Annotated in this window: 12 protein-coding genes and 1 tRNA gene; all 13 read right to left on the minus strand. The window is 39.6% G+C overall.

Going from position 1 to position 12,661, the window contains the following annotated elements; all coding sequences use genetic code 11:
• Positions 1–41: 41 nt before the first annotated feature.
• Positions 42–113 (minus strand) — tRNA-Arg (locus tag JJN14_RS05350).
• 66 nt (positions 114–179) lie between these two features.
• Entirely contained in the window at positions 180–1,166 is a 987-nt protein-coding gene (locus JJN14_RS05355; protein ID WP_078238407.1) for a GMP reductase, read from the minus strand.
• A gap of 173 nt (positions 1,167–1,339) precedes the next feature.
• The gene (locus JJN14_RS05360; RefSeq protein ID WP_201059139.1) at positions 1,340–2,659 is read right to left on the minus strand and encodes an McrC family protein; all 1,320 of its coding nucleotides are present in this window, start codon (positions 2,657–2,659) and stop codon (positions 1,340–1,342) included.
• Positions 2,643–4,649 carry an McrB family protein gene (locus tag JJN14_RS05365; protein ID WP_201058054.1) on the minus strand — a complete coding sequence of 669 codons (2,007 nt, stop codon included), beginning with the start codon at positions 4,647–4,649 and terminating at the stop codon, positions 2,643–2,645. Before JJN14_RS05365 ends, JJN14_RS05360 begins: the two co-directional genes overlap by 17 nt.
• A gap of 209 nt (positions 4,650–4,858) precedes the next feature.
• Entirely contained in the window at positions 4,859–5,638 is a 780-nt protein-coding gene (locus JJN14_RS05370; protein WP_201058055.1) for an L-threonylcarbamoyladenylate synthase, read from the minus strand.
• A 27-nt stretch (positions 5,639–5,665) separates the two neighbouring features.
• A complete protein-coding gene (gene leuD / locus JJN14_RS05375; RefSeq protein WP_201058056.1) occupies positions 5,666–6,259 on the minus strand; it encodes a 3-isopropylmalate dehydratase small subunit in 594 nt (197 codons plus the stop codon).
• 9 nt (positions 6,260–6,268) lie between these two features.
• A complete protein-coding gene (gene leuC, locus JJN14_RS05380) occupies positions 6,269–7,651 on the minus strand; it encodes a 3-isopropylmalate dehydratase large subunit (RefSeq protein ID WP_201058057.1) in 1,383 nt (460 codons plus the stop codon).
• A gap of 3 nt (positions 7,652–7,654) precedes the next feature.
• Positions 7,655–7,924, minus strand: coding sequence for a DUF1294 domain-containing protein (locus JJN14_RS05385; protein WP_201058058.1), 270 nt, complete (start codon positions 7,922–7,924; stop codon positions 7,655–7,657).
• Entirely contained in the window at positions 7,921–8,958 is a 1,038-nt protein-coding gene (gene leuB, locus JJN14_RS05390) for a 3-isopropylmalate dehydrogenase (RefSeq protein WP_201058059.1), read from the minus strand. Before leuB ends, JJN14_RS05385 begins: the two co-directional genes overlap by 4 nt.
• A gap of 11 nt (positions 8,959–8,969) precedes the next feature.
• Positions 8,970–10,532 (minus strand): 2-isopropylmalate synthase, encoded by a 1,563-nt coding sequence (locus tag JJN14_RS05395; protein ID WP_201058060.1) that lies wholly within the window; start codon positions 10,530–10,532, stop codon positions 8,970–8,972.
• 313 nt (positions 10,533–10,845) lie between these two features.
• On the minus strand, positions 10,846–11,502 hold the full coding sequence (locus tag JJN14_RS05400; protein ID WP_201058061.1) for an MmcQ/YjbR family DNA-binding protein: 657 nt from the start codon (positions 11,500–11,502) through the stop codon (positions 10,846–10,848).
• A 43-nt stretch (positions 11,503–11,545) separates the two neighbouring features.
• Complete coding sequence (locus JJN14_RS05405; RefSeq protein ID WP_201058062.1) at positions 11,546–12,178, minus strand: copper homeostasis protein CutC; 633 nt, start codon at positions 12,176–12,178, stop codon at positions 11,546–11,548.
• A gap of 93 nt (positions 12,179–12,271) precedes the next feature.
• The gene (locus JJN14_RS05410; RefSeq protein WP_001220352.1) at positions 12,272–12,631 is read right to left on the minus strand and encodes a YbaN family protein; all 360 of its coding nucleotides are present in this window, start codon (positions 12,629–12,631) and stop codon (positions 12,272–12,274) included.
• Between the last annotated feature and the right edge of the window lie 30 nt (positions 12,632–12,661).

The following is a 12,661-nucleotide window of genomic DNA, read 5'->3' on the forward strand; positions in this document are numbered from 1 at the left end:
AAGAGAAAAAGCCCTATTAAAGGCTTCTTAGGATGTTTACATCCACCCTGAGGGAATCGAACCCCCATCTCAAGAACCGGAATCTTACGTGATATCCATTACACTAAGGGTGGAAACTTGTTTTATTATAACAGAAATTTGCTCTAATAACAAGTTTTTTTCTGGTGAGATGCCCTGTCTTAGTGAGAAGCATCCCCATTCCAGATGGAGTTTTTCACGATTACATAATCAACGTGTTTAAGGTCAGCAACCTGACGACCACCTGCGTATGAAATAGCGCTTTGAAGGTCTTGTTCCATCTCAGTTAAAGTGTCCTGCAAATGACCTTTGGCAGGAAGCAAGATTCGTTTGCCCTCCACGTTTTTGTATGCACCTTTTTGATATTGTGAAGCTGAACCATAGTACTCTTTGAACTGTTCACCATCAACTTCAATCGTTTTCCCTGGACTTTCGATATGTCCTGCAAAGAGGGAACCAATCATGACCATGCTGGCACCGAAACGGATAGACTTGGCAATATCGCCGTGAGTACGAATCCCTCCATCAGCAATAATCGGTTTACGGGCAGCCTTGGCACACCAACGAAGGGCAGCCAACTGCCAACCACCTGTACCAAAACCAGTCTTGACCTTGGTGATACAAACCTTACCAGGACCGATTCCAACCTTAGTAGCATCCGCACCAGCATTCTCCAATTCACGCACAGCTTCTGGTGTTCCCACATTTCCAGCAATAACAAAAGTATCTGGCAATTCTTTCTTGATGTGTTGAATCATAGAAATCACGCTATCTGCATGACCATGAGCAATGTCAATCGTGATGTATTCTGGAGCATCAGACTTGAGCTGGCTAACGAAATCATACTCATAGTCCTTAACACCGACAGAGATAGAAGCAATAAGCCCTTGATCGTGCATGCGTTTGATAAAAGGAATGCGTCCTGCCTCATCAAAACGGTGCATAATGTAGAAGTAGCCACCTTTAGCTAATTGCTCTGCTACATTTTCATCCAAAATTGTCTGCATATTAGCTGGCACAACAGGTAGTTTAAAGGTGTGATTTCCTAGAGTGACACTTGTATCTGCTTCTGCACGGCTTTTAATAACACATTTATTTGGAATCAACTGAATATCTTCGTAATCAAAAATTGGGAATTCATTTAACATATCGATGTCTCGTTTCTTTTGTAATGACCTACCTATGCTTGCGCATCCCTACGTCTTTCCTGACGTTTCCTTGATTAATTATAAAACAAAGTAAGGTTTTTGTCAAATAATTTTATAAATAAAAATATATTGTTCGGATTTTCTTCTATGGATAAAAAAAGAAAGTGGAGAGATTATTTTCTCTCCACTTCTTTAGTAATATTCCTTTTAAAAGCTTCTTCAGAGTTTTCCATCATTTCACAAAATTCACGATAGGATGAAGACTCTCTAGGAATTTGGATAGACCATTTCTTTAACAAAGCTCCATAACCTGCTAGCTTTCCTATCTCATTATCAACAACTTTGTCCTCGCTCGGAAAAACAAGACCAGCCTTCTCAGCTTTCAAAATATAAGAATAGGAAATCAGCTGGAATAAGTCCTCACGGTTGATTCCTTTTTCAGTCAATTCCAGTTTTTTATACTTAGCATCTAATACTATTTTAAGCTCTTCTTGATAAAAATCTGGAAATACTTTTCTTTCTCGACTAGAAAATACTGAAATTCCGTCCGTCTTATCTTTATTTCGTGGATGGATGAAATCTTTTGGCAACAAAGTATGAACATACTCTTCCCAAAGCCAGGCAACATCAAAAAGAATACCATGAATTTTTTGATCTTGATACCCTAAACCGTGCTTTTCTTGGTTTAGAATCATCAGACAAAGTTCTTGTAACTTTCTGTACTCGTGAAAGTATGCATGACGTATAGGTTTAGATTGATTTCCCCGAATAATCTTAACACGATCAGCTAGTTTATAAGAAGGAGTTACCCGCACGATTTCTGCTACATTTTCACGACTAGCAAAGAGATTATCAAGAACCCCTTGACCAATGCTTTTCTGGTTCTTAATGTATTCAATAGTGTGACGGACCAACTGCATGAGGGGATTATCATAGGTGAACTCTCTCGTTGTGTAGGCAATATTTCCCGTGAAAGGAAGATTTTTCTTGAGATGGTTTCTTACATCAATCACTCCCTTAACATTACTGTCGTTATAAGAAAATCGATGGTATTCCTTATAAAAACCTTTTTTAATAGCTGCTTGTAGATACTTGGGGAAGAGATACATCAAAAGTTGATAAAGCCTCTCTTCACGAGACAAAGCAACATCTAAACTAGTGAGATTGATATGAAGAACCTTGTGTAAGAGATAATGCAAAAAATGGTCATTACTCTCATCAGAAAAGCGAGAGGAAATCGTTAATCTTTCCTGACCACACCCCAGAAAACCAATTACATTTCCTGTCTTGACTTCCTTATTAACTGTTTCAAAGATTTTTTGGTCCTTTTCTAAGTCAGGAGAATTCTTCAAATCATTTGGAAAAATAAAAATACGTTCATCTTGGAATAGACTTTCCAAGGTTCTGTCTAAAAGAAGATTGCTTAGTTTAGGATATTCTTCAACAAATTCTTCTTTAACAATCTTGTGTTGATTATCAGTGATCCGCATCATCGTTTTCATCGCCTTCATTGTCATCAGCTACTGCCTGATCTTTTTGCTCATTCTTTGTCAGATCAAATGACTTCTTCAATATTTCAAGAGTTTCTGCTTCTTCATAAGAACCACGTACATAATCTTCCAAAAGTGGCTTGAGATAATCAGACCAGAGTAATTCATAATCATAATCCAATTCTTTTAAATTACGTAAATAACTTGGTCCGATATGATAATGGCTATTTAATTCCTGAACGTTTTCGATAGCAACATTCAAGTTTCTTAGACGTTTTTTCGCTTCTTCAGCTTTATTACCAAGAGCAGGATCAAGCATACCTAATTGGCTTTCAGCAGTAACTTCAACAAAACGGAAACGACGACGCATAGCAAAATCAAAGGTATCCACTGAGCGGTCAATATCATTCATAGTTCCGATGATATAGACATTTTCAGGGATATAAAATTTCTCATCAGTCTCATGTAAATTAGCATACTGGGTAGAAACACTTCCTTTCTCACCACGATAGCCAGGATCAATTGAGAAAAATAGTTCTCCAAAAATCTTAGAAATCTCACCTCGATTGATCTCATCAATGATGAAGACAAAATTCTTGTCTGTCTTGATCTCTGTTGGAGAGATATAGTCTTTCAAACCAAATCTTTTCTTTAAAGTTTCAAGGACTTTTTTTCCTTGGTTACGATAATAGGGCTGTTTCAGATAGTTTTCATCCTTATAAAGTTCATAAACATAAAATTTTGTTAAGACAGTTCCTTGGGCTTTAGTTTCATAATTGATATTAAAATTATTTCGACTATTTACTGTTAGGTAGGAAAATTCTGTCAAATATTCTTTTTCATCTCTACTATTTACATACTCAAGATAAAGATCCCAAGCTTCATCAAAATTATCTTGTCCTCCAATCTTCTGAGCTTCTTTAGCCTTCTGACAAAATTTCTTAAAAATACCATCTTGTAATTTAAACTCAATAGCTCCATCCCCATTTGATACCGGTCTTAAACCCTCAACAAAATCCGTATAATCATAAGATGGGTGAAACTGTACAAAGCCTATTTGATCTTCGTTGCCATCCGTTAATTCTTTAGCAATTTCTTTAGCAAGATAAGTTTTTCCTGTACCAGGAGCACCACGGAGGATGAGGTTTTTTGATTGTAATAAGATATTCTTATACTCGTTGATATTTTCTGACATGTTTATCTCTTCCTTTTCTGATTCTCTATAAAAACTAGTGAAATTATCATAAAACTCTTTTAAAATATCGTTAGGTTCAGCAGTTGATTCCAACTCTAAGTCCTTGACAAAGTATTTATAATCTAAATCTTCATCTCGATTATTACTATACCATTTTACTATTTTAAATTCTGTGAGTTTAAATTTCTGAAAACCACACCTTATATTTATCCATGAGTTATCCATGTCACTCAGCCGATAACCAAAGTAAGGTGATTTAATATATCCATTACCACTCTTTGGACCAAAATGACCTGTGTTAAGCATTTCAACTTTGTACGGAATACCCTCAATAGTCAGAGCAGGGTAAATATGTTCAGCTCCATCTAATTTTTGAGAACGTTTAATTTCTATATCTTTTGAATTATAGATATTTGCTTGATTCACAAATTTAGACAAAAATTCTTTGAAGACTTTATAACACTCTGATTTAATTCCACTTTTTACAAATTCATAAGATTTATTTATAAAATGTAAAATCTCATTTAATGAATTTTCATCCTCAATAAAATACTCAGCATCAAGTGTCCAACCGAATGAATCAGGCTTCTTATTAAACAACAAAATATCTGAATTATGAAGACTCTTAGAGAGAACGGCAATCTTTATTCCTTTATTTTGAAAATTAATCTCTATAAAATTTTGTAACTTCCCTTTCCTATTTTTAACCTGAAAAGAAATATAACTTTTTGTTTGATTTTCAATTGCATCTGGGAATTCTTTTTTTATCCTGTCAATGAAAGTTTGTTTTGAAACCATTGTGTTTTCCTTGCTTATTAAAAATTTATTGTTAGACTTAAATTATATTTGTTTCGTTCAAAGTAAGATATTTTACTTTTCAGAAACTACATTCTATTAATATATTCTGCATCTAGCATATCATATCTATTTAAAAAAGAAAAGAATTTCTAAAGAAAAAGCCCAGTGTAGAGAGCTTTATTACCTCATAACACTAGACTCTTTTTATCTTAATAATACTCACCCTGACGGTAGTCCCATGAGTTAAAGGTGTCTGACAGGTGCATCATAATCTTATCAATATCAAGCCCTTTGCGGATTACAACTGGAGCTGGTGAAGTTGAGCGTGCTCCTCCTTGTTCTGGGATGAGTTTACCATCTTTATCGACCATAGACACCATCACACCTTGCTCGTAGCGAGTTTCAATCGTTTTGTCAGGCTGGATAGATGCCACGTAGTCGTCTGCCTCGATGACAAGGTCCACTGCTCCTTCGATACGTTCTCCGATACCTTCTACCTTACCACGGTTTCCTTTTCCAGATGGATTTGCAGATGAGGCATAAACCATCTTGCCTTCTTCCCAAAGTTTGGCAGCCAATTGTTCACCAGCTTTCCCAAACTTGATAACAAAACAGCTAGTACCACGGACGTCAGTCATCAGTTCTTCACGGCCATCACCGTATGCTTTGAGTCTTTCAAAAGCTTCTGGTTTCCAAGGAAGAATACAACCAAGGAGAATGTCTTCGTCCCAATGTTTTTGGTAAAAGGCTTCAATTTCTGGGTTGAGTTGTGCTAAAGCGCGAAGCTCGTCCATGCTACCACAAAGTACAACACCTGGTTTATTACGGTTACGTTCTTTGGCTGCGAACTTGCGTTCAAGACCAGCCTTGTCACTAGTCATGATGATGTAGCCAACTTTTGTAGGACAAACGATACATCCGCCCTCACCTTTTAAAATGTCATAGCCTTCTTGTGAAAGTGTTCCGTTCCATTGAATGTGTTTTGTCATAATTCTATTTCCTTTTCTAATTTTCTTCTAATCCTGCCAGTAGACTGGTCGTTGTTTTTCATAAGCAGCAATCAAGTCTTCATACTGCAAAGTAATACCGATATCATCCAAACCATTTAAGAGCTTATGTTTCCATTCGCTATCGATTTCAAAAGTGAATTCTCCAACTGGTGAGATGATTTTTTGTTGTTCCAAGTCTACAGTTACCTGGTCACTTGGTTGTAGCTGGGCTAGTTTCTCTCGAACCTCTCTGGGCTGAACAATAGGCAACATACCATTATTGAGTTCATTATTGTAATGAATATCTCCAAAAGACCCTGCAATTACGACTTTAAAACCATAGTCAGATAGAGCCCAAGCTGCGTGTTCCCTCGAAGAACCTGCGCCAAAGTTATCCCCTGAGATGAGAATACTAGCTTTCCGATATTCAGGTCGGTTAAAGACAAAGTCAGGATCCTCAGTATACTTCTCGTCCAGATAACGCCAAGCATACATGAGGTACTTACCAAAGCCTTTTTTATCAATTAACTTGAGAAACTGCTTGGGAAGGATTTGGTCGGTATCGATGTTATCATTCATGAGAGGAACGGTCGTTCCCGTATAAACTGTGAATTTCTCCATATCCTCTCCTTACTGGGCTTCTGGCATTTGTCGAACATCTACAAAGCGCCCTGCAATAGCTGCCGCAGCTGCCATAGCTGGACTACAGAGGTGGGTCTTAGCACCAAATCCCTGTCTGTCTTCAAAGTTGCGATTGCTTGTTGAGGCACAGTGAACACCATCAGGGACCTTGTCCGGATTCATCCCTAGGCACATGGAGCAACCCGGGTCTCTCCACTCAAATCCAGCATCCAGAAAGACCTTGTCCAAACCCAACTTCTCCGCAGCTCGTTTGACAGGACGAGAGCCTGGGACTACGATAGCCGTTAAGTTAGGAGCAATCTTCTTTCCTTTGACAAATCGAGCAGCCAGTTGCAAATCACTGAGTCGAGCATTGGTACATGAACCTATAAAGATATATCCTAGTTCAATATCCGCTGGCTTTTGACCAGGCTCCAAGTCCATGTAATTGTAGGCTCGCTCATCATTCATATCCTTAATTTCTGGGAAACTACTGTCAAAGTCAACCCCCATAGCAGGGTTGGTTCCCCAGGTAACCATAGGAGCAAGGTCTGAGATATCCATCTGGATAACCTTATCGTAAACAGCATTATCATCACTGACAATTGTTTTCCAATCCGCCACAGCCTCTTCAAAGTCCTCTGGAACACATTCCCGTCCCTTGAGATAATCATAGGTGGTTTGGTCCGGATTCATGATTCCCATCTTAGAGCCAAACTCGATGGACATATTGCAGATGGTCATTCGTTCTTCCATACTCAGTTCATCAATAGCTTGTCCACGATATTCCACCACATAGCCAACTCCACAGGCAACGCCGTACTTGGCAATCAGGGCGAGAATGTAATCCTTAGAATAAACTCCTTTTTGAGGAACACCAGTGAATTCTACCAGCATTTTCTTGGGTTTAACCTGCCAGAGTGTCTGGGTAGCGAAGACATGCTCAACCTCACTAGTCCCAATCCCAAAAGCGATCGCTCCGAAAGCCCCGTGGGTTGCCGTATGGCTGTCTCCACAGACGATGAATTTTCCTGGTTGGGTCCGTCCTGTCTCTGGACCAACCATGTGAACGATTCCTTGCTTTTCGGAACCGTGGGCAGCATGTTCAATCCCAAACTCCTCAACATTTTCAGCCAGCTTATCAATTTGTGCCTTAGAAATGACATCTCGAATATCGTAGATATTGACCGTCGGGACATTGTGGTCAAAAGTTCCAAATGTCAAGTCTGGTCGTCTCAATCTGCGACCTGCATCTCGCAAACCTTGAAAGGCTTGAGGGCTGGTCACTTCATGAATATAGTGCTGGTCCACATACATGAGTTGGGGCTGCCCCTTTTCTCCTGTGATGACATGACGGTCCCATAATTTATCAAAAATCGATTTTCCTGCCATCCATTACCTCCAAATAAAATATAAGGCTACTAGTGTGGTCGCCATCCCGAGAAACCAAACTGTTTTAAAATACCATTTTCGAGTCTTGTGATGAAAGATGATTCCTGCTAACCAGGCACCAAAACCACCACAAGTAAAGGCTAAAATGAGTAAGATTTTCTCTGGGATGCGCCAAGCTCTTCTCCTTGCCTTGGATTTGTCAATACCATAAATCAAGAAAACCATGACATTCCAAATCAAAAGGACTAGAGTAATTTTTTCGTCTAACTTCATAACCTTGCAATAATAGCTTCTGTCATTTCCTTGGTCGAAGCCTGTCCTCCTATATCTCTCGTTAAAATTCCAGCTGCTAAACTTGCATCAACAGCACGCTCGATACGCTCCGCATCCTCATAACGTCCGAAACTATCTCTCAACATCATGGCAACTGATAAAATCATAGAAATAGGATTGGCGATTTCTAGGCCTGCGATATCAGGCGCCGAACCATGAATGGGTTCATAGAGACTTGGTCCATTTTCAGAATGACTGGCTGATGGCATAACTCCAAGTGTGCCAGATAGAACGCTTGATTCATCAGAGAGAATATCTCCGAAAAGATTTTCTGTCACGATGACATCAAACTTAGCAGGATTGGTAATCATAAGCATGGCAGCTGAGTCCACCAACTGGTGTTCCAAGGTCACATCTGGGAAATCCTGTGCGACTTCCTCAGCTACTTTCCGCCAGAGTTTTGAGGTCGCTAGAACATTTTGCTTATCGATACTAGTAACGATTTTTCTCCGACTTCTTGCGATTTCAAAGGATTTGCGAACAATCCGCTCCACTTCCTCATAGCTATAGTCGTTGATATCACGCGCTTTGCGCTCTTCAAGGATATGATCTCCAAAGTAAATCCCACCTGTCAACTCCCGCACCACGACAAAGTCCACACCAGCAATTCGTTCTGGTTTGAGAGGTGACAAATGCTTAAGACTGTCAAAGATTTTTACAGGCCGAATATTGGCATAAAGATTGAGTTCCTTACGAAGAGCTAGCAAGCCTTGTTCAGGCCTAACCGCTGCTCCATCATACTGAGGACTTCCGATAGCCGCTAGTAGAATGGCATCTGCTTCACGACATACCTTGAGGGTTTCATCAGGTAAAGGATGCCCTGCAGCATCGATACCTGCACCTCCAAAAGGTCTTCTATCAATCTCATAATCAAAACCTGTTTTTTCAGCTAGAGCTTCCAGAACCTCTAAACTAGCCTCCATGATTTCTGGGCCGATTCCGTCCCCTGCTAGAGCTACTATTTTCTTTGTCATAGCCTTCTCCTTTACACACTAGGCATATCGCGATAGGAAACGCTACGTCCCATCTCACCAGCATTCTCTTTTTGAACAAAGGCATTCGCATTGATGTAGGCAATAGCCGAAGCCTTCAACACATCGAAATCAAGACCTGCTGCGTTAAAGATGGTTTCTGTATCTCTGTTTTCAACAGTGACCAAGACCCGAGCTTGGGCATCAATTCCATCTGTCACCGCATCGATAGTATAGGATACCAAGCGAACAGATTGGTTAAAGAACTTATCGATAGCGTTAAAGATAGCCTCAACAGAGCCTTGTCCTGTCGCATTAAATTCGACTTTCTCACCATCCATATTGGCTAGGCTAACGAGTGCTTCAATGTCATTATCTGCATGGGTTTGCAGTTGTAAATCATCAAAATGGAAGCCTTCTGGATTTTCAACCATGGTTCCAGCTACCAGAGCACGAATATCTGCATCTGTGATTTCTTGCTTTTTATCAGCCAGCGCCTTGAACTTAGCAAAGAGTGGTTTGATATCCTCTTCTGAAAAGTCTAGGGCCAATTCTCTTAGTTTTTCAACAAAGGCATGGCGACCAGACAATTTTCCAAGTGGAAGACTATTACTCTTAACACCGACTAATTCAGGAGTGATGATTTCATAGGTAAGAGGATTTTTAAGGACTCCATCTTGGTGAATACCAGATTCGTGAGAGAAGGCATTGCCACCAACAACGGCCTTGTTTTTAGGAACTGGGATACCTGAGAAGCGAGAAACCATTTCTGACGTATTGATGGTTTCATTTAAAACAATACTAGTTTCTGCTTGGTAGTAATCTTGGCGAATATTGAGCGCCACTGCTATTTCTTCCAAAGCAGCATTTCCAGCTCGCTCACCAATACCATTGATGGTTCCTTCGACTCGTCCTGCCCCGTTCTTGACAGCAGAAAGGCTGTTAGCCACTGCCATTCCGAGGTCATCATGACAGTGTGGTGAATAGATAATCTGACGATCCGTCTTGACATTCTCAATCAGGTATTTGAAGATGGCTCCGTACTCTTCTGGAGTGGTAAATCCTACCGTATCAGGGATATTGATATAAGTCGCACCTGCATCAACCGCTGTTTGAACAACTTGCAAGAGGAAATCCAACTCTGTTCTAGTCGCATCCTCAGGAGAGAATTCGACCACTTCAAACTTAGAACGGGCATAAGAGACATGCTCACTAATTGCCTCCAAAATCTCTTCCTTGCTCTTATTGAGCTTATACTTACGATGAATCGGACTGGTAGCGATAAAGACGTGAACCTGTGGATACTTGGCGTCCTTGAGAGCATCATAACAAGCATCAATATCAGACTTGACAGAGCGAGCCAGACCAGTTACCGCTGTTTTCTTCAAGACTTTGGCAATCTCCTGCACTGCTGTAAATGAATCAGGACTCGCCGCTGGAAAACCAGCTTCAATTGCTGAAATGCCCCATTTCTCCAGCTGTCTTGCTATGGCAATTTTTTCCTTGATTGAAAAATTAACGCCAGGTGTCTGTTCTCCATCCCGAAGGCTGGTATCTAGAAATTCAACTGTTCTCATAAGATTTCCCCTTTTCCAAATGTGGTTTTAAAAAAACATCTCGCTCAGAAACCCAAGCGAGATGTTGATTCACTCCCGCTTGGTAAGCCAAACAGGACTAATGCTTTTTGCACTAGCCCGAGTACCTCAACAACAAAGCAAATTGATTAAACTTAGCTGCTTTCATGTTTGACTTTCTCCTTCGTTTGATATCTTGTTTAGTATTTTAGCATAGGCAAAAGTACTTGTCAAGAAAAAATCCAATATTTTCTGAAAATTTCTTCAGTAGAGAATATTTTGCTAATTGAAATTTCTTGAAAAATCTTGAAATATTTCATTTTTTAGTGGTTAAATTCCAGCTTCTTTCTATCAATTCCAGTACTTCTTCATCTGATAAAGTATCATCAAGCGCCACACTAATCCAGTATCGTTTGTTCATATGAAAAGCTGGATAAATACCTTTATTTAAAAGTAAATCAGCTACTTGATCATGTTTGAGGTTGACTGCTTCCACTTGCCCCTCTCTTCCCTTTTCCAACTTATCCCAAGAAATTTTCATCAAGACGGCATACCACTTTTGATTGCCTTCGTGTCTTAACACTGCTGTATCAGGCGATTTCTCCCACAAATACTCCAACTGATTTCCATACTTTTCCTGAACCTGAACCATGATACGCTTAGTCTGAGGACAGATAAAATCCTGTACCTCAAAACAAGCCTTCCGAATCTGGTAAAGAATCTCCAAACAAGTCTCACGGACACTTGCAACAAAACTTCCTTTAAAACTTTCCATATGGACTTGAGGATAGAGATCACCAGTCTCCTGGTCAAAGACTTGAAAACTCACATTATCAGTAGTGATGGACACAGTCATGATAAAATCACCCTGCAAAATCTGGCAACTATAGGTCCAAACTCCCCTATTTTCTACAAAACCATAATCATAAGCCTTTTCTTGATTCAACTGATAGGATTTAAAAATTTCAAACATAAGTTAAAACTGCTACCCAAAGCTAGCAGTTCCTTTCTATTTTTTAAAAGACAACCTTAGTTCCGTGCAATTGTGTCACGCCCAGCTGGTCAATAAAGGTTTGACGGTTGTCAAGGTCAATCCCCCCACCTGGTAGAATTTCAATCTTACCTTTAGCGTGCTCTAAAATTCTGTGATAGTGAGCAAAACGTTTTTCTAGTGAATCGCCAGATACACCCGCACGAGTCAGGATTCGAGTGACACCAGCTCGACTAAGCCAGTCAATAGCTTCCAGTTGATCCTCATCACTCAATTCATCAAAGGCCATGTGGAAGACAATTTCCATTCCTTTTGATGCAGTAATTAACTTTTCAAGATTAGGTTTATCCAACTTCTTATCAGCAGTTAAAGCTCCAAATACAACCCCTTGACTTCCAGTCTGAGCAGTTAAACGAATGTCTTCTAGCATAATAGCAATTTCTAGGTCATTGTAGACAAAGTCTCCACCACGTGGACGAATCATGGTCATGATGGTCGTATCGTAGTTAGCTGCCAATTCAACCGCTGCCTTGGTCACTCCATAGCTTGGTGTTGTTCCTCCCACTGCTAGATTATCACAGAGTTCAATTCGACGAGCTCCAGCCTGCATCGCTTTTTCAAGCAAGGTCACATTTTCAGCACAAAATTCGTAAATCATTTGATTCTCCTTGAAGATTACTTTAAATTTATTATATCATATTGTTGTGAATATGTTTTCATTTTTATCAAGGGAAATAGTTACAAATTTTACTTATTCTTTATCTGGAATGACCTTGAAGAGATAATAAGTGATAAAGATGGTCAAAGCACCCAGACCAATTTTTACTGGTAAAAGAGGGGCAAAATAAATTGAAATTCCCATCAAAATGTAGATAGATACGATGATTTTTTTCTTGCGTTCACGCGCAATAGACTTAGTCTCACGAAAATCAGCTACATATGCTTGATAGAGCTTGGTATGATAAAGCCAGTCTTCGAAGCGCTTGGAACTTCTTGAGAAACAAGCAATAGACAACAAAAGGAAAGGCGTTGTTGGCAACAAAGGTAAAACAACCCCAACAATAGCCAAGGCCAGTGATAAAAAACCAATAATAAGATAAATAATACGCATAACTTCTCCTCGTGAAAATAATCTTCTTCT

The sequence above is a fragment of the Streptococcus mitis genome, from assembly GCF_016658865.1.
In the GTDB taxonomy this organism is placed as follows: Bacteria; Bacillota; Bacilli; order Lactobacillales; family Streptococcaceae; genus Streptococcus; species Streptococcus mitis_BT.